Here is a 17,984-nt window from a genome sequence, read left to right as displayed (position 1 = left end):
AAGCAAAACCGACTTTAGGGACTGGGACATGGGGTTAGCGTTCATCAGCAACGGAATAGGCCTGATGGCGCGGCCGATCGTGCATTTCAGGAATGGCCTCAGGCGTTTTCCGGCCGTGCTCGGCCTGCTCGTGCTTGGGCTGCCGACCGAAACCCACGGTCAGGGCAGCTCGAAGCCGCCGCCTCCGGGGCTCGCCACCCTCCACGCCCAGGCCTGGGCGCGCCCGCCGGCACTCCGCCAGGGTCAACGGGTCGTGATCAATGGGATCGCCCAGCAGGCCCGCTGGCAATGGCGGGATGCCGCTGGATCTGCCCCCGTGCAGCTCTGGCTGCCCCTGGATCTGCTGCAGGGACAGCTGGGCTTCAGCAGCAGCAGCAAGCCTGATGGCAGCCTGGAATTGGAGTGGTTCGACCAGGCCCTGAAGGTCACCGCCGCCGAGCAGCGAAGCCTCGATGATGAGGTTGCCGTTGACGTCGCCGCCGTGCTGGAGGCCGCCGGCGCACGGCTTGAGGCCAGGGGCGAAGAACTGGGCATCGAGATTCCCAGGCCTGAACTGGTCAGGGTTCGGGTGTCCTCCCCGGGCGGGACAGCCGCCCTGGGCGGCAGACGGGTTGTCCTGGATCTCAGCGGCATCGCCGCCGTGCGCCAGGAGAGCGGACGGCTGCTGGTGGGGCTTCGCAGCACGGCGGCGCAGCGGGCCGAACTGCAGGCGCTTGGTCTCGCGGTGCGCCAGAGCGAACAGGGACTCAGCCTCAGCCTCGGCAAAGCCGTTCCCAGGCTTCTGGTCCTGGGGGGGCCCGCCAGGGTGGTGCTCGATCTGGCCGGTGTCGGTCTCAGCAGCTCAGGCAGCGCAGCTGGTGGTTTCGGCAATCGAGACGGCAGGGGGAGTGGGATCACGGCGGCCCCACGCCTCGACGATCGACTCCAGGCCCTGCTCAGCAGAAGCGTCACGATCGAGCGCCAGGTCCGTGCCGTCGGAACGCGACGGATGCTGATCAACAGCGTTCGCCTGGATCCGCGCCAAAACCCGTTGGAGCTCCGCCTGCTCACCCGCCCCGATGGCATGGAAGGGCTCAGCTCCCTCCCCGCCCTGGCCCAGGGCGACCAGGCCCTGGTGGCGATCAACGGAGGTTTCTTCAACAGGGTGCGGCGGTTGCCGCTGGGGGCCCTCAAGCAGCAGGGCCGCTGGCTCTCCGGTCCGATCCTCAACCGCGGTGCCGTGGGCTGGCAACCGGGCCAGCTGCCCCGATTCGGCCGCCTCCGTCTGGAGGAATGGGTGATCGACCCCAGCGGCCAGCGCTCCGCCCTGACCACCGTGAACAGTGGCTATCTGGAACGGGGAGTGGCCCGTTACACGGCGGACTGGGGGCGGGGCTACCGCGCCTTGAGCGGCTCGGAGACTGGTCTTCTCCTCAGCGATGGCATCGTCCAGCAGCAGCTGAGCGGGCCGGAGCTCGCCCGCGGCGTCGGCCTCGGGCCGAACGACACCCTGCTGGTGGCAAGGGCCGGAGCCGGGCTTCCCTGGACTGTGGGCAGCCGACTTGCGATTGTCAGCCGGCCGATCGAGCCCCTGGGCCAGCTGCCCTATGTGCTGGGCGGTGGTCCCCTGCTGCTGCTGCAGGGTCAGCTCGTGCTGAATGGAGCCGGGGAAGGATTCAGCCAGGCCTTCCTGCAGCAGGCCGCACCACGAACGGTGATCGGCAGCGATGGGCGTGAGCTCTGGCTGCTGACCCTCGAAGGGGTGGAACACAGCGGCCCCACACTGGCGGAAACCGCACTGTTGCTCAGGCAGCTCGGCCTGATCGATGCGCTCAATCTCGACGGAGGGGGCTCCACCGGACTGGTGGTGGCCGGGGCGATGACCGTGAAAGGCCGGGGGGTGACCGCCGCCATTCACAACGGGCTGGGGCTTGTCCCCCGCGACATCCGGACCAGCGCGGTGGATGGGGCCATGGCCGGGTCCGGCGCTGTCCGAGACTTGGACGCTGCCCGCTGATCCAGAGCCCCCGCCATGCCAAAGGGTCTGACGATGCACCTTTCAGCCGCCGCCGCCGCCGAGCTCGGTCGCCAGGCCGCTGTGGCCGGCACGCCGGGCCTGATGAACCTTGACCTGATCGAGGGGGGATGCGAGCGCTGGGTGATCCGCATCCGTCCCGGGGACCTGGCCGGTGTGGCGATCGCCCGGGCCGATGGAATCACGCTTTTCTCACCCGCCGAGCAGGTCAGCCGGCTGGCGGGGCTCAATCTCGACTATCGCGGGGATCTGAGCGGGGGAGGGTTTCTGATCCGGGCCGGCGAAGGGGTCCAGTGCTGTGCCTGCGGGGCGGCCTTCAGCAGGGATTGATCGGGTGGACGGCCGACAGCGTAGGGTGGTCAATTGTCAAAACAGTCGGACATCCGGCTCAACTCCCCGGCCCTCGATGCCCACGATTCAGCAGCTGATCCGCACCGAGCGGCAGCATCTCACCCGCAAAACGAAATCACCGGCCCTGCGGGCCTGTCCGGAGCGCAGGGGGGTCTGCACCCGCGTCTACACGTCGACCCCCAAAAAGCCCAACTCAGCGCTGCGCAAGGTGGCACGGGTACGGCTCACCTCGGGTTTCGAGGTCACGGCCTACATCCCCGGTATCGGCCACAACCTGCAGGAGCACTCCGTTGTGCTGATCCGCGGGGGCCGGGTGAAGGATCTGCCAGGTGTGCGTTATCACATCATTCGTGGCACCCTCGACACCGCCGGTGTCAAGGACCGTCGTCAGAGCCGCTCCAAGTACGGCGCCAAGACACCGAAGGGCTGATCCCCTCGCCTTTCCCTCATCTAACTTTTCCTCCCCTGCGTCCCTCTTTCCAGGATTATGTCCCGCCGCAATGCTGCTGAGAAGCGCCCAGTCCATCCCGATCCCCAGTTCAACAGCCGCCTGGCCTCGATGGTCGTGGCACGGCTGATGAAGCACGGCAAGAAGTCCACAGCCCAGAGGATCCTCTCCGATGCCTTTGGCCTGATCAACGACCGCACCGGCACCGACCCCCTGGAAGTCTTTGAGACGGCCGTGCGCAATGCAACCCCCCTGGTTGAGGTGCGGGCCCGTCGCGTCGGTGGCGCCACCTACCAGGTGCCGATGGAGGTCCGCCAGGAGCGGGGCACGGCGATGGCCCTGCGGTGGCTGGTGAATTTCTCCAGAGCCCGCAATGGACGCAGCATGTCCCAGAAGCTCGCCGGCGAACTGATGGATGCCGCCAATGAGGCCGGCAACGCCGTCCGCAAACGGGAGGAAACCCACAAAATGGCAGAGGCCAACAAGGCCTTCGCCCATTACCGCTACTGAGCGGAGCGTTCTGGCTGGGTCGCGGGCCCATCCAGTCGAAATCCAACACCACCTAAATTCAACCCGCTGTTTCGTCGATTTACCTTCGGAGATCTTCCCCCGTGGCCCGCGCCTACCCCCTGGATCGCGTCAGAAACATCGGCATCGCCGCCCACATTGACGCGGGTAAAACCACCACCACCGAGCGGATTCTGTTCTACTCAGGTGTGGTGCACAAGATGGGTGAGGTCCACGATGGCGCCGCCGTCACCGACTGGATGGCCCAGGAGCGCGAGCGGGGCATCACCATCACAGCTGCGGCCATTTCCACCAGCTGGAGGGATCACCGCATCAACATCATCGACACTCCTGGTCACGTCGACTTCACGATCGAAGTCGAGCGCTCGATGCGGGTTCTCGATGGGGTGGTTGCGGTGTTCTGTGCGGTGGGGGGCGTCCAACCTCAGTCGGAAACTGTCTGGCGGCAAGCGGACCGCTACAAGGTCCCCCGGATCGTTTTCGTCAACAAGATGGATCGAACCGGAGCCAACTTCCTGAAGGTCTACGACCAGATCAAAGACCGCCTCAAGGCCAAGGCTGCCCCCATCCAGCTGCCGATCGGTGCCGAAGGCGATCTCAAAGGGATCATCGATCTGGTGCGTCAGAAGGCCATCATCTACACCAATGATCTCGGCACCGACATCATCGAGCAGGATATTCCTGAGAACATGAAGGAAGAAGCCGCTCTCTGGCGCGGCAAGCTGATGGAATCCGTTGCAGAAACGGATGAAGAACTCATTGAAGCGTATCTGGAAAATGGGTCGCTGACGGATGAACAGCTTGTGAAGGGAATCCGCATTGGGGTTGTTGACCACGGCCTCGTCCCCATTCTCTGCGGATCCGCTTTCAAGAACAAGGGCGTTCAGCTGATGCTGGATGCAGTTGTTGATTATCTGCCCGCTCCAAGCGACATCCCGCCGATTCACGGACTCCTTCCCGATGGCGAAGATGCCACCCGCGCCTGTGACGACAACGCACCCTTCAGTGCCCTTGCCTTCAAGGTCATGGCCGACCCCTATGGAAAGCTCACCTTCGTAAGGATGTACAGCGGTGTGCTTAAAAAAGGGAGCTACGTGCTCAACAGCACCAAAGACAAAAAGGAGCGCATCTCACGGCTGATTCTGCTCAAGGCAGACGATCGGGAAGAGGTGGACGAACTGCGCGCAGGCGATCTCGGTGCCGTTCTTGGTCTCAAGGACACCACCACTGGCGACACGCTTTGCGTGGATACGGATCCGATCATCCTCGAGTCGCTGTTCATTCCTGAACCGGTCATTTCCGTAGCAGTGGAGCCGAAAACCAAAGGGGACATGGAAAAACTTTCCAAAGCCCTCCAGTCTTTGTCGGAAGAGGATCCCACCTTCCGTGTCTCCACCGATCCCGAAACCAGCCAGACGGTGATTGCCGGCATGGGTGAACTTCACCTCGAAATCCTGGTTGACAGGATGCTGAGAGAATTCAACGTCGAGGCGAATATCGGTGCTCCCCAGGTTTCCTACCGGGAAACCATCCGCGGCAGCGCCAAGGGCGAAGGCAAGTTCGCCAGGCAGACTGGCGGCAAGGGGCAGTACGGCCATGTGGTGATTGAGATGGAGCCTGGTGAACCCGGCTCCGGCTTTGAGTTCGTCAACAAGATTGTCGGTGGCATTGTTCCCAAGGAATACATTGGCCCGGCCGAAAATGGCATGAAAGAAACCTGCCAATCCGGTGTGATTGCTGGCTTCCCGATGATCGACATCAAAGTCACCATGGTGGACGGCTCCTACCACGATGTGGACTCCTCTGAAATGGCGTTCAAAATTGCTGGTTCCCTGGCCTTCAAGGACGGCGTCAAGAAGTGCAATCCTGTTCTCCTTGAGCCAATGATGAAGGTGGAGGTCGAGATCCCCGAGGATTACCTCGGTTCTGTGATCGGCGACCTCTCCTCCAGGCGTGGTCAGGTCGAAGGCCAGTCCATCGACAACGGACAATCTAAAGTCCAGACCAAGGTGCCTCTGGCCGAAATGTTCGGCTATGCCACTCAGCTCCGATCCATGACCCAGGGTCGGGGTGTTTTCTCGATGGAGTTCAGCCATTATGAGGAAGTTCCTCGCAATGTCGCTGAAGCCATCATTTCCAAGAATCAGGGCAATTCCTGATCTCTCACCCCCAACCAACCCCCCCGATTCTTTCCTTCAATGGCCCGCGAGAAGTTTCAGAGGAACAAACCTCACGTCAACATCGGCACCATCGGCCACGTTGACCACGGCAAGACCACTCTTACCGCCGCCATCACCAATGTGCTGGCGTCCCTGGGCCAGGCGAAAGCCCAGGCCTACGACGATATTGACGGTGCTCCTGAAGAGAAAGAACGGGGCATCACGATCAATACCGCCCACGTCGAGTACGAAACTGAGCCCCGTCACTACGCTCACGTTGACTGCCCGGGCCACGCCGACTACGTCAAGAACATGATCACCGGTGCTGCCCAGATGGATGGCGGCATTCTGGTGGTGGCTGCAACCGATGGTCCGATGGCTCAGACAAAGGAGCACATCCTTCTGGCCAAACAGGTCGGCGTGCCGGCCCTGGTGGTCTTTCTCAACAAGAAAGACATGGTTGATGACGAGGAGATCCTTGAGCTTGTCGAACTGGAGATGCGCGAGCTGCTGAGCAGCTACGACTTCCCGGGTGATGACATTCCGATCATCGCTGGTTCAGCGCTCAAAGCCCTCGAATACATCCAGGGCGGCGGCAAAGGCAACCGCGGAGACAACGAATGGGTCGACAAGATTCTCGACCTGATGGATGCAGTGGATGAGTCCATTCCCGAACCCGAGCGGGAGATCGACAAGCCCTTCCTGATGGCTGTCGAAGATGTCTTCTCAATCACCGGACGAGGCACCGTTGCCACCGGCCGGATCGAGCGCGGCAAGGTCAAAGTCGGTGAAACCGTTCAGATCGTCGGCATCAAGGACACCCGCGAAACCACCGTCACCGGCGTGGAAATGTTCCGCAAGCTGCTCGATGAGGGCATGGCAGGCGACAACGTCGGGCTGCTGCTGCGCGGCGTTCAGAAAGAAGACATCGAGCGCGGCATGGTGCTCGTCAAGCCCAATTCAATCAAGCCCCACACCAAATTTGAGGGTGAGGTTTATGTTCTCAAGAAAGAGGAAGGTGGCCGCCACACTCCTTTCTTTGCTGGCTACCGGCCCCAGTTCTACATCCGCACCACCGACGTGACCGGCCAGATCACCGCCTTCACGGCCGACGACGGGACCAACGTTGAGATGGTCATGCCTGGTGACCGGATCAAGATGTCCGCCGAGCTGATCTGCCCGGTGGCCATCGAGCAGGGCATGCGCTTCGCCATCCGGGAAGGGGGTCGTACCATCGGTGCCGGCGTCGTTTCCAAGATCGTGGCCTGAGTCAACCTCAGCCAGGCGGAGAGGTGGTCAGACGACTGCCTCTCCCCCGATCCACCCACCCTCCGGTTTGATGCGGTCGGTGAGCACCTCGACAATCCAGGGATGATTCAGATTCCCTTTCACCATCCAGTTGACGCCGGCTTCGGCTGCCAACGCGCACCTCTTTCCCCTCCATGTCCACCGCCATCGCCCAGCAGAAGATTCGCATTCGCCTGAAGGCGTTTGATCGCCGCATGCTGGATCTTTCTTGCGACAAGATCATCGAAACGGCTGATCACACCGCCGCCACGGCGATCGGGCCCATTCCCCTGCCCACCAAGCGCAAGATCTACTGCGTCCTGCGTTCACCCCACGTCGACAAGGACTCCCGCGAGCACTTCGAAACGCGAACCCATCGCCGCATCATTGATATCTACAGCCCTACGGCCAAAACGATCGATGCCCTGATGAAGCTGGACCTGCCCAGTGGCGTTGACATTGAAGTCAAGCTCTGAGCCAGGCCTTCAGCCTGATTCGCGAAGCCGGCATCACTCCAGCCTCCGGCTTTCTAGGATCTGGTCATGTCGTGATTCTGGTCTGCTGCACACCAACAGCCGCCTGCATTCACGCTGCTTCACCCCTACGCGCCTCTGCGCACCAACGACGTGACTGATCTGGCTGTCAGGGAACTTCCCCTCTTCCCTCTGCCTGATGTGGTGCTGTTCCCCCAAGAGGTGCTGCCTCTGCATATCTTTGAGCCCCGGTATCGGATGATGCTCCGCACGGTGCTCGAAACGGACCGTCGTTTCGGTGTTGTGCGCTGGGATCCTCAGGAGAAGCGAATGGCAGCCGTGGGCTGTTGCGCTGAGATTCTTCAGTGCCAGACCCAGGATGACGACCGCAGCAACATCGTGACCATGGGGCAACAACGCTTCCGTGTGCTCGAGGTGGTCCGTGAAGCTCCCTTTCGAGTCGGCATGGTCAGCTGGATCGAAGACCAGGCCAGTGGCTCGGATGCCGCACTCAGCCAGCTGGCCGTTGAAGTCACCCAGGCCCTCCGCGACGTGGTGGACCTGACCGGCAAATTGATCGGCAAGCCCACCACCCTCCCCACCGACCTGCCCGACCTGCCCAGGGAGCTGTCGTTCTGGATCGGTTCCCACCTGGGTGGTCCGGTGGCGGACCATCAGCAGGCTCTGCTGGAGCTCACCGACACCACCGAACGGTTGCGTCAGGAGTACACCCTCCTGGACCAGACCCGTCGTCAGCTGGCAGCCAGAACCGTGCTGAAGGATACCTTCAAGGGCATGGGCGAGGTTGATCAGGATCCAGCCTGATGGCAACTGGGATCTGGCCTGCCGCCCTGCTGCTCGGAGCCGGCGCCGCCGGACTGGGCTGGCTCGCCTACAGCGTCTGGCAGAACCGCAACCGTCGCTACCTGGATACGGCCAGTGTGGCTCTCGCCTACGACCGCTGGACCCAGGACCGCCTTCTGGAGAGGCTCTGGGGGGAGCATGTCCACCTCGGCCATTACGGAACGCCACCGGTTTCGATCGACTTTCGCGAAGCCAAGGCCGCCTTCGTGCATGAGCTGGTGCGCTGGAGCGGCCTTGATCAACTGCCGGCCGGCTCAACGATTCTCGATGTGGGCTGCGGCATCGGCGGCAGTGCCCGCATGCTCAGTCAGCACTACGGATTCGAGGTACTGGGAATCAGCATCAGTCCGGCCCAGATCGAGCGGGCCCGTCAGCTCACACCCGGCGGCATGACCTGCCGCTTCGCCGTGATGGACGCCCTCGAGCTTGACCTGCCGGACGCCGGTTTCGATGCAGTGTGGAGCGTGGAGGCAGGCCCCCACATGGCCGACAAGCAGCGCTACGCCGATGAACTGCAGCGCGTGCTGCGCCCGGGCGGTCTGCTCGCCGTCGCTGACTGGAACCGACGGGATCCGGCGGAAGGTGCGCTCACCCCCCTGGAGAGCTGGGTGATGCGCCAGCTCCTGGATCAATGGGCCCATCCGGAATTCGCCAGCATCTCCTCCTTTCGTCGAAATCTGGAACAGAGCCTCCATGGCCAGGGCGCCAGGGTCGACACCGCCGACTGGACAACCGCCACGCTGCCCTCCTGGATTGATTCGATCGTGGAAGGCATGCGGCGGCCTGGAGCAGTGCTGGGTCTTGGCCCCCAGGCCCTGCTCCAGGGACTCAGGGAAACCCCGACCCTGCTGTTGATGCACTGGGCCTTCAGCACCGGCCTGATGCAGTTCGGTGTCTTCCGCTGCCGGAAGCCCCGAACCCAGTCCGAGCAAATCGCAGGGCCTTCCAGTCGCTAGGGAGTGGCTGGGTTGCTGGGCGCCACCTCGGGCTCCGCTCCACCACTCTCCCCACTGAGATTGGTGATCGGATAGGTGCCGAACAGCGCCAGGTGCTGACAGAGAGCCGAAAGTTCTTCGATGGCCTGCTCCAGGCGGTGGGGATCGTCCGGCAGTTCGAGATCGACAAAAAACAGATACTCGCCCATCTCCCGTTTCGAAGGACGGGACTCGATGCGGCTCATGTTGATCTGCCTGCGGGCGAAGCAGCCAAGCGCCTCCAGCAGGCCCCCGGGACGATTGGCATGGAGGGAAAAAGCGAGGCTGCTATGGGTGCAGGCCAACGCCCTGGCCGATTCCCGCTGCAACAGCAGGAAACGGGTGCAGTTTCCCGGCACATCATTGATCGGGTAGGCGAGCACCTCCAGTCCATGGGTTCTGGCGGCCTCCAACGACGCCACAGCGGCGCGGAAAGGGCTGCCACCCACCAGGCGTGAGGCTTCCGCCGTCGAGCTGGTCGGCAGTTGCCAGGCAGCCGGCAGATGCGAGGCAAGCCAGAGACTGCACTGGGCCAGGGCCTGGGGATGGGACAGCACCTCGCTGACTCCGCTGATCGGCCCACTGCCCAGCAGGGCATGGCGGATCGGCAACACCAGACCCCGGCGAATTCTCAGGTCGGGATGCTCCCAGAGGGCATCGAGACAAGCCGTGACTCCCCCCTCGACGGAGTTCTCAACCGGAACCACCGCCGCATCACATCGCCCTTCCGCCAACGACTGGATCACGGCACGGTGGCCGTTCTGCGGAACCAGCTCCACGGCCGTGAGCCCCTCCAGATCCGCCAGGGTTCTCGCCGCTTGCTCTCCATAGGTTCCGATGGGACCGAGAAAGGCCAGACGCATGACGAAGGGGGCAGGGACGTGGGTGGATAGGATCATCTCCCGCCGCCCCCCTCGCCCGGCGATGCCCCTGGCCTTCAGCGCCAGCCAGTACCTCAGGCAGCCTGTTCCCGAGCAGACCCACAGACTGGCCCTCTACCTCAACGACGAAGACCGGATCGTCCGGGCTCTCCTGGATGCAAGCCAGCTTGAAAAGCTTGGTGAGGGACGCTACCGCTATGCGGTCAAACCCCTCAGGGCCTTTCAGCTGCAGATCCAGCCTGTGGTCCAGCTGCAGACCCAGCGCTCCGCTGAGCGGCTGGAAATCGAAGCCCTCGACTGCCAACTGGCCGGTTTCGATCTGGTGGACGACTTCAGCTTGACCCTGCACTCCTGGATCCGGGCAACGGAGACAGGGCTGGAGGGTGAGGCCCGACTGGCGGTGTCGGTCAGTCGTCCGGCGGTGCTGAGCCTGATCGCCCCGAAGGTTCTGGAAGCCACGGGGCGCTCCCTGCTGGGAGGCATCCTGCTGGGCATGCGCAAGCGGGTGGGGCAGCAACTGCTGGGAGATTTCAGGCACTGGTGCCAGGAGCACTGAGCAACCGCCGAAGAAAGGACTGGCGATGCAGCGCTGTGGGCCCGATCCGCAGGATCGCCTGCCGATGGACAGCGGTGCCATAGCCGGCGTTCCGTTCCAGGCCATAGCCGGTGTAGCGCTCAGCCAGTCGCTGGATCAGGGCATCTCTGGCCTGTTTGGCCAGCACACTCGCCGCCGCAATCGCCAGGCAGCGCCGGTCGCCGTGCACCAGGGTGACCTGGGGGGCCGACCAGTTCCGCAATGGCAAGACCCCATCGACCAGGAGCAGGGCGGGGGTGCTGGGCATGCGTTGCAGAGCTCGCAGCATGGCCGCCTCGGTTGCCCAGCGGATTCCGCGGCGATCGATCTCGGCGGCAGAGGCCTGGCCCAACGCCCAGGCGAACGCCAGGGCGTGAATCTGCGGGACGAGGCGCTGACGCTGGCCTGCCGATAGGTCCTTGCTGTCGGTGAGGCCCAGGGCGGCAAGCGGTGCGAGTGCCTGGGCGGGCAGCATGACAGCCCCGGCAAAGACGGGGCCGAACAGACTGCCCCGTCCCACCTCATCCAGACCGGCGCAAAGGCCAGGATCCTGGCCGCAGAACGCGGCCAGCAGGAACGCCTCGCTGGTCAGACCGTGGCGGAGGAACGGCGACGCCGACGGCGCGGCTCGCCGGCCTCGGCCTCCGGTTCAGGATCGGGAGGTGTTGCGACCCCTGTGGTGGAGTGATTTCCATTGTCTGGCAGGGATGCCGAAACCGGTTCCTCGCTGGAGGAGGAGGAACGGGTACGGGTGACCTTGCGGGACAGCGGAACCTGCACCAGCGGCGCCTCGATCACCGTGGTGACGATGGGCCTGGATTCATCAAAGTGCATCGGCAAAGGCGTGATTTCAACCAGGACGTCCGCCTGATCGGCCGGGCTGCTGAAGACAGGACTGCTGAACGCCGGGCTGCTGAAGACCGGACCGTCTTCGGTGGCCGCGCGACCGTTGGCAGGAGTGTCCTGCCCACCCCGCCCACCACGACGACGGCGACGGGAGCCACTCGCCGACTGCTGCTGCCTGGCCGATTCGAGCACCGCATCCGGGTCATCCCCGGGGCGGACGACACGCACGATCAGCTGATCGGCATTGGATGGGGAATCGAGCAGAAGCGCAGGGCTGAGACCGAGCCAGCCATAAACCAGTTCCTGATCGGTTTCCATTGGAACGGCCACCAGCTCAGGGACCTGGCGGCGGCTTAGCGGCTCCGCGACGAATCCACTGTCGGCACCCTCACTGGGCGGCGATGGATCGAGGCCGGGCAGGGGTAGGGGTGCGGCCAGCTCGATCGGCTCCGCGGAGCGGCCGCCCCGGCCTCCACGCCCACTGCGGCGGCGACCGGCGGGCTCACCGGTGGCCGGACTGGGCACCTCGGCCCTTGCCGAGGCGGCCGAGCGCACCAGACCCGAGACATTGGCGAGGGGCTGCAGCGTGTCCGTGCCGGGGAGCACGGCCACATGGCCAAGACCGCCACAGCTGGGGCAGGCCCGACCGAACAACTCATAGATGTTCTGGCCCTGGCGTTTGCGGGTGAGCTCAACAAGGCCGAGTTCGGAGAGCTGGGCGATCTGTGGCCGGGCGTTGTCGTTCCGAACCGCCTGGGTGAAGTGCTCCAGCAGCATCAACTGATCACGCCGGGACTCCATATCGATGAAGTCGATGATCACCACACCGCCGATGTTGCGCAGCTTGAGTTGACGGGCAATTTCAGCGGCCGCCTCACAGTTGGTCCACAGCACCGTTTCCCGGGCATTGGCCGATCGGGTGAACGATCCGGAGTTCACATCGATCACGGTGAGCGCCTCGGTGGGCTCGATGATCACGTAGCCGCCGGAGGGGAGCTCCGCCCTGGGCTTCAGTGAATCCCGGATGGCTGCATTGACCCGATAGTGCTCGAGAATGCTGGTGGAATCCGCATGGTGTTCGACCAGGAGATTGTCCTGGTCGGAGCCGAGAAAGGCATTCACCCTGGCCACCGCCGAGGGTGTGTCGACAACGACGCTGAGCACCTCGGGGCTGTAGAGATCTCGCAGCACCCGATGGATGAAGTCTTCGTCACGGTTGAGCAGCACAGGCGGGCTGGCCGTTTCCGCGGCCTCCTGAATGGCTTCCCACTGGCGCAGGAGGGCTTCGAGATCGTCGATCAGAAGCTCCTCGCTGACACCCTCCGCCTCGGTGCGCACGAGCAGACCGGCACCCGGTGGCTTGATCAGCACACCAAGCGCCCGCAGGCGATTGCGTTCGTTCTCCCCATTGATGCGACGGGAGATGCTCACCCCCTGGCCATGGGGCTGAAGCACCAGGAAGCGGCCAGGAAGCGTGAGGTTGCCGGTGAGCCGGGGACCTTTGGTGCCCGTAGGCTCCTTCATCACCTGAACCAGCACCTTCTGGCGCGGTTCAAGCAACTCGGTGATGCCGGCTGCTCCTTTCCTCAGGCGGAGGGGGCCAAGGTCGGTGACATGGATGAAACCGTTCTTTTCACTTTCACCGATGTTGACGAAGGCCGCATCGATGCCAGGGAGGACATTCTCGACTCGGCCGAGATAGACGTCACCGATCTGATAGCGGCCTTGGGCGACGACCAGTTCATCAACCCGTTCGTCGTTGAGCACGGCGGCGATCCGCAGTTGCTCCGCAATGACGATCTGCTGGGGCATGGAGGATAGAAAATGGCTCGATGGAGCTCTGCCAGGGAATGGGCTTAGCCCCCGGAAACAACCATCCGCTGAGCAGAGCGTGCCGCAAAGCCGCTCGACTGCTGCTGCAGGAGGTGGAAGACGGAAGAAAAAAATCTGGTGAGGAAGCGCCTCTGGAGGTTCACCCCCCGGATCACGTTAATGCTTGCGGAACTGGATGGAACCGACCGAAGCAAGGAACTGTGCCTGCGGGAATGATGGGCCGCAGGAGGCGGTACCCGTAGAAAGTGTTTGCAGATCCGAGAGCTACAAACGGGACTGCCGTCTTCTGGGGAATTTAGCATGGTCGCCAGCCCGGGGCCGCGCCATTGCAGGATGGCGGCCTACTTGCTGAGCATGGGGCCGCCGTGGTTCAGATCAATGCCAATTACCTGAAGCTCAAGGCGGGCTATCTCTTTCCAGAGATCGCGCGACGGGTGACGCAGTTCTCCGCCGCCCACCCGGAGGCGGCCCTGATCCGCCTGGGCATCGGTGACGTGACCGAACCACTGCCGGAGGCCTGCTGCTCAGCCATGCGGGCTGCCATCGACGCCATGGGCAGCCGGAGCGGTTTCCACGGTTATGGCCCCGAGCAGGGTTACCTCTGGCTGCGCGAGGCGATTGCGGCCCACGATTTCCAGGCCCGTGGCTGCGCGATCGAGCCCGAGGAGATCTTCGTCTCCGACGGCTCGAAATGCGACAGCAGCAACATCCTCGACATCCTGGGACCTGATAACCGCATTGCCGTCACTGATCCTGTCTACCCGGTGTACGTCGACAGCAACGTGATGGCAGGCCGCACGGATGAGGCCGGCCCGAACGGCCGTTATGGCCGCCTCACCTACCTGCCGATCACGGCCGCCAACGGTTTCACAGCCCCGCTGCCGGAGCAGCAGGTTGACCTGATCTACCTCTGCTTCCCCAACAACCCCACCGGCGCGGTGGCCAGCCGTGACCACCTGAAGCAATGGGTGGACTATGCCCTGGCCAACGAAGCCCTGATCCTCTTCGACGCCGCCTACGAGGCGTTCATCCGCGACCCGGAGCTGCCCCATTCGATCTACGAGATCGAGGGAGCCCGCCAGTGCGCGATCGAGTTTCGCTCCTTTTCCAAGAATGCCGGTTTCACAGGAACCCGCTGCGCCTTCACGGTGGTGCCCCGTGGGCTGATGGGACGAGGCGACGATGGGGAGAACGTGGAGATCTGGAGCCTCTGGAATCGCCGTCAGAGCACAAAGTTCAACGGAGTGAGCTACATCGTGCAACGGGGTGCCGAAGCGGTCTACACGCCAGCCGGACAGGCCCAGGTGAAGGCGCTGGTCGACTTCTACATGGAGAATGCCGCGATCATCCGACAGCAACTCACAGCGGCTGGCCTCACGGTGCATGGCGGCCAGCAGGCCCCTTACGTCTGGATCCAGACACCGACAGGCCTCGACTCCTGGGGCTTCTTTGACCGCCTGCTGGAGGAAGCCCATGTGGTCGGCACCCCGGGCAGCGGCTTCGGTGCCGCTGGGGAAGGGTATCTGCGCCTTTCAGCCTTCAACAGCCGAGCCAATGTGCAGGAGGCGATGGGCCGCATCAGCCGCTGTGGCCTGGCTTCCCATGGCAAGGTCGCTGCCTAGATTGGATCATTCTTTCTGCAGTGGCCATGTCGGTTGAAACGCCGACCCGCACGCCCGGGGGGGCCGCGGTGATCGAGAAGGAGGTGCAGCGTGTCCGCAAACCATCCCCGCGCTATCGGGTGCTCCTGCACAACGATCCGGTCAATTCGATGGAGTACGTGGTCGGCACCCTGCGCCAGGTGGTGCCTTCCCTGAGTGAACAGGATGCCATCGCCGTGATGCTCGAAGCTCATAACACCGGGGTCGGCCTGGTGATCGTCTGCGACCTGGAGCCGGCGGAGTTCTACAGCGAAACCCTCAAAGGCAAAGGGCTCAGCAGCACGATCGAGCCGGAGGGCTGAGTTGCCGGCCTTCGCCCAGGAAGGTCCCCGCTGGCTTGGCACCCTGCTTTATGTGCCCCTTCTCTACGCAGTCGGCTGGCTGACGGCCAGGCCCCTGGCGCTGATCTCCCCAACTCTCAGACCCGACCAGCTCGACCTGGCCGGACTGGTGCTGGCCCTGCTGCTGCTCCTGCTGACCTTGCCCCGGAGACTGGAGCGGGTCTGGGGGGAAACTCGGCCCTGGCGAAGACTGGGCCTGCGGCTGCCGCTCGCCAACGGGCTGCGAAGCCTGCTGCGGGGGCTGCTGATGGCCAGCCTGCTGCTGACTCTGGTGACTGCCGTCCTGGTGGTGGCTGGCCAGGCCAGCTGGTCCTGGCGGCTCGGCTGGGGGACTGCGCTCAATGGCCTGGCTCTGGCGGCAGGGGTGGGCTTCGCCGAGGAACTTCTGTTTCGCGGCTGGCTCTGGGGGGAGCTGGCCCTGCAAGCCGGGGCCCGGCAGGCCCTGCTGCTCCAGGCCAGCATCTTCGGCCTGCTGCACCCCTGGTATCGGCTGGGCGGCCCAGGCGCGATCGGGCTGCTGGGGGGGTTGATCCTGCTCGGAATTGTTCTGGCCCTGCAACGTCGCTCCGACCGGGGTTCCCTCTGGGGAGCCCTGGGGCTGCACGGGGGACTGGTAGGTGGCTGGTTCGTTCTGCAGACCGGATTGCTGGAGATCTCCAGCAGCGCTCCAGGCTGGCTGATCGGCCCAGGCATGCCCAGCCCCAATCCGATCGGCGGGGTGATCGGCTGGCTGGGACTGGGAGGATTGCTGCTGTGGCGGCGCGGGCACTGGCAGAGTTGAGGGCACTCAGCCAGGCTCAGAGCACGGCGGTGGCAAGGGCCCGGCGCCCTTCAACGGGAGCGCGCAGCGCCTGCTCGAGTGGAGCCTGGCCATAGTCACGCTCCAGGATGGCCATCACGGTGCGGCCGAAATCCTGGGGATTGGTTTCAAACGCCTCCAGGCAGACACGGCCGAAGGTGCTGCCCATCGGCTCGGGATTCCAGAGCAACTTTCTCGCCGTCCAGGGCATCATGCTCATCGGGTTGTAGCCGGGCTTGAGCAGGCCCTGCTCGAAACCGTACTGCTCAAGGTGGGTGTGGGGCTGCAGGCCGATGAAAAAGATGGCGGGCTCCACTTTGTCGGAGCCGAAAATTAGCTCCAGTTCGCGGTGATAGGCAACGGTCTGGCGGATTGTCTCCGGCCGCTCATCGATCACATTGAACGAATAGTTCACGGAAACCTGCTCTCGGAAGCCAGCCGCGGCGAGCAACCGACAGTTTTCAAGCACAGTTCGAAGATTGTATCCCATCCGCATCTTACGAACCAACTCCTGGCTGCCTGAAGTGATGCCGATCTCGAAATAGCTCATGCCGGTCTCCACCATCAGAGTGGCCAGCTCAGCGTCAATGTTGTCGGCGCGGATATACGCAGCCCAGTGAATATCAGTCATCCCGGCGGCCAGAATCGCCCGGAGCAACTCCTTGGCATCCTCGATATAACGACGGGCAGGGATGAACTGGGCGTCTGTGAACCAGAAACCACGCACACCGCGTCGATAGAGATCGCCCATCTCGGCAACCACTTCCGCCACTGGGTTGAGTCTGACCTGCTTCCCTTCCACCACGGTGTAGACGCAATAGCAGCAGTTATGGGGGCAGCCACGCTTGGTCTGCACCCCCACGTAAAAGTCGCCGGCTTCGAGATACCAATCAAGCTGCGGCCAGATTGAGGCGATGTAGTCGTAGTTGCAGGCAGTTTTGAACAGGTTGGAAGGCTGCTCATGCACGAGGCCGGGGCGAGGGGGCTCCCCCACCACGAAACAACGCTCTGCCGCCAGGTCCTCGCCACGAATCAACTTCTCGAGCAACTGCTCCCCTTCGCCGACCGAGACAACCGTGCCGGCTGGAAGACGCCGACCGAGCTGTTCGTAGAACACACTCACAGCACCGCCACCGATCACCACACGGGCACGGGCCTGGAAGCGATGGGCCTGGCGCAGGGCCCGCCTCACCAGACGCAGATTGCGGCCGAGTTCTCCATAGAACGAGGCCATCAGCCGCAGGCCTCCGAGGGCGCCGCGCAATCGCCGCAAGGGGTTGGCCGCATAGAACACCTCGAAGGAATTCTGAAGCGGGTTGCCGCCCCGGCCGTCCACCGGTGCATAGATCTGGATGTCACGCCAGGAAAAGACCAGCAGCGTGGGGCGGAACGCCTCCACCTCCTCCAGCAGCACCCGCTCCACATCAAGCAGAGGCGAGGCGGCCAGGTCGAGAATCCGTTGAGGGAGATCGGGGAAGGCTTTGTGAAGGTGGTCAGCCAGATAGATGGGGCCGATCGGGAAGATCGGGTTGCAGGGCAACCGGATCAGCAGAACCCGTTCGGAGGCAGGGTCTGCCAGGGCAAGCCGAGGGGCGCTCTGCTGGCGTGCGGCGAGGACCATGGACCGGACAGGGTGAAGCTGGACGCTAACCACCGGGAGTGGGCGGCATGGCCGCCAGGCGCGCTCCCGGGGCCTCCGCTGCGGCGCTCAAGCCTTCCACACACAGCGCAAGAATCTGTTACATTTGCTGAGGCGATGATCCTGCTTCGGCAGATCACGGCAGGAATTCCGGTTCCGCCAGCCGCCCTACTTCCTCGTCCCTTCGGGGGCACTATCTCTCGTCCTCATGACCTCAACTCTTCAGCAGCGCCAAGGCGCTTCTGCCTGGAGTCAGTTCTGTGAGTGGGTCACCTCCACCAACAACCGCCTCTACGTGGGCTGGTTCGGTGT

17 protein-coding genes are annotated in these 17,984 nt (G+C 63.7%); 13 read left to right on the top strand and 4 right to left on the bottom strand.

The window, feature by feature from the left end; translation table 11 throughout:
- The first annotated feature begins 64 nt into the window (after positions 1 to 64).
- The 9 genes from KQ307_RS09675 (at position 65) to KQ307_RS09635 (ending at position 9,080) form a co-directional block, all read left to right on the top strand.
- Positions 65 to 1,996, top strand: a complete 1,932-nt coding sequence (locus KQ307_RS09675; protein ID WP_259727858.1) for a phosphodiester glycosidase family protein — start codon at positions 65 to 67, stop codon at positions 1,994 to 1,996.
- Between the two features lie 15 nt (positions 1,997 to 2,011).
- Positions 2,012 to 2,344 (top strand): AIR synthase, encoded by a 333-nt coding sequence (locus KQ307_RS09670; RefSeq protein ID WP_259700752.1) that lies wholly within the window; start codon positions 2,012 to 2,014, stop codon positions 2,342 to 2,344.
- A gap of 76 nt (positions 2,345 to 2,420) precedes the next feature.
- Positions 2,421 to 2,795, top strand: coding sequence for a 30S ribosomal protein S12 (gene rpsL / locus KQ307_RS09665; RefSeq protein ID WP_259700751.1), 375 nt, complete (start codon positions 2,421 to 2,423; stop codon positions 2,793 to 2,795).
- Between the two features lie 57 nt (positions 2,796 to 2,852).
- Entirely contained in the window at positions 2,853 to 3,323 is a 471-nt protein-coding gene (gene rpsG, locus KQ307_RS09660; protein WP_071800895.1) for a 30S ribosomal protein S7, read from the top strand.
- A gap of 101 nt (positions 3,324 to 3,424) precedes the next feature.
- Positions 3,425 to 5,500 (top strand): elongation factor G, encoded by a 2,076-nt coding sequence (gene fusA, locus KQ307_RS09655; RefSeq protein ID WP_259727857.1) that lies wholly within the window; start codon positions 3,425 to 3,427, stop codon positions 5,498 to 5,500.
- A gap of 39 nt (positions 5,501 to 5,539) precedes the next feature.
- Positions 5,540 to 6,769: an elongation factor Tu gene (tuf, locus tag KQ307_RS09650; protein WP_259700749.1), complete on the top strand. Its 1,230-nt coding sequence runs from the start codon at positions 5,540 to 5,542 to the stop codon at positions 6,767 to 6,769.
- Positions 6,770 to 6,942: 173 nt separating this feature from the next.
- Complete coding sequence (rpsJ, locus tag KQ307_RS09645) at positions 6,943 to 7,263, top strand: 30S ribosomal protein S10 (protein ID WP_071800890.1); 321 nt, start codon at positions 6,943 to 6,945, stop codon at positions 7,261 to 7,263.
- A gap of 150 nt (positions 7,264 to 7,413) precedes the next feature.
- The gene (locus KQ307_RS09640; protein ID WP_259700748.1) at positions 7,414 to 8,085 is read left to right on the top strand and encodes an LON peptidase substrate-binding domain-containing protein; all 672 of its coding nucleotides are present in this window, start codon (positions 7,414 to 7,416) and stop codon (positions 8,083 to 8,085) included.
- Positions 8,085 to 9,080: a methyltransferase domain-containing protein gene (locus KQ307_RS09635; protein ID WP_259727856.1), complete on the top strand. Its 996-nt coding sequence runs from the start codon at positions 8,085 to 8,087 to the stop codon at positions 9,078 to 9,080. Before KQ307_RS09640 ends, KQ307_RS09635 begins: the two co-directional genes overlap by 1 nt.
- Here the strand turns inward: KQ307_RS09635 and pheA are convergent.
- Positions 9,077 to 9,961, bottom strand: coding sequence for a prephenate dehydratase (gene pheA / locus KQ307_RS09630; RefSeq protein WP_259700746.1), 885 nt, complete (start codon positions 9,959 to 9,961; stop codon positions 9,077 to 9,079). The genes KQ307_RS09635 and pheA overlap by 4 nt on opposite strands.
- 61 nt (positions 9,962 to 10,022) lie before the next feature.
- Between pheA and KQ307_RS09625 the strand changes: the two genes are divergently transcribed.
- The gene (locus KQ307_RS09625) at positions 10,023 to 10,535 is read left to right on the top strand and encodes a DUF1997 domain-containing protein (protein WP_259700745.1); all 513 of its coding nucleotides are present in this window, start codon (positions 10,023 to 10,025) and stop codon (positions 10,533 to 10,535) included.
- Here KQ307_RS09625 and KQ307_RS09620 read toward each other — a convergent pair.
- Together KQ307_RS09620 and KQ307_RS09615 are read right to left on the bottom strand one after the other, a co-directional pair.
- Positions 10,510 to 11,082 carry a ribonuclease HII gene (locus tag KQ307_RS09620; RefSeq protein WP_259727888.1) on the bottom strand — a complete coding sequence of 191 codons (573 nt, stop codon included), beginning with the start codon at positions 11,080 to 11,082 and terminating at the stop codon, positions 10,510 to 10,512. The two genes, KQ307_RS09625 and KQ307_RS09620, sit on opposite strands and share 26 nt — an antisense overlap.
- Before the next feature lie 59 nt (positions 11,083 to 11,141).
- Positions 11,142 to 13,211: an Rne/Rng family ribonuclease gene (locus KQ307_RS09615; RefSeq protein ID WP_259727855.1), complete on the bottom strand. Its 2,070-nt coding sequence runs from the start codon at positions 13,209 to 13,211 to the stop codon at positions 11,142 to 11,144.
- A 386-nt stretch (positions 13,212 to 13,597) separates the two neighbouring features.
- Here KQ307_RS09615 and KQ307_RS09610 point away from each other — a divergent pair, with 386 nt between their 5' ends.
- Genes KQ307_RS09610 through KQ307_RS09600 form a run of 3 tightly spaced genes read left to right on the top strand, consistent with a single transcriptional unit; the run spans position 13,598 to position 16,015 of the window.
- The gene (locus KQ307_RS09610; RefSeq protein ID WP_259727854.1) at positions 13,598 to 14,854 is read left to right on the top strand and encodes an LL-diaminopimelate aminotransferase; all 1,257 of its coding nucleotides are present in this window, start codon (positions 13,598 to 13,600) and stop codon (positions 14,852 to 14,854) included.
- 26 nt (positions 14,855 to 14,880) lie between these two features.
- Entirely contained in the window at positions 14,881 to 15,195 is a 315-nt protein-coding gene (clpS, locus tag KQ307_RS09605) for an ATP-dependent Clp protease adapter ClpS (protein WP_259700742.1), read from the top strand.
- A 1-nt stretch (position 15,196) separates the two neighbouring features.
- Positions 15,197 to 16,015, top strand: coding sequence for a CPBP family intramembrane glutamic endopeptidase (locus KQ307_RS09600; protein ID WP_259727853.1), 819 nt, complete (start codon positions 15,197 to 15,199; stop codon positions 16,013 to 16,015).
- Positions 16,016 to 16,031: 16 nt separating this feature from the next.
- On the opposite strand, the gene KQ307_RS09595 is transcribed toward KQ307_RS09600, so the two are convergent.
- Positions 16,032 to 17,654, bottom strand: coding sequence for a photosystem II high light acclimation radical SAM protein (locus KQ307_RS09595; protein ID WP_259727852.1), 1,623 nt, complete (start codon positions 17,652 to 17,654; stop codon positions 16,032 to 16,034).
- Between the last annotated feature and the right edge of the window lie 330 nt (positions 17,655 to 17,984).

It is taken from the genome of Synechococcus sp. CS-1326 (assembly GCF_025128115.1).
Taxonomy (GTDB): domain Bacteria; phylum Cyanobacteriota; class Cyanobacteriia; order PCC-6307; family Cyanobiaceae; genus Regnicoccus.
Note: the sequence above shows the minus strand (reverse complement) of the source record. Positions and strands in the feature narration are given on the sequence as shown.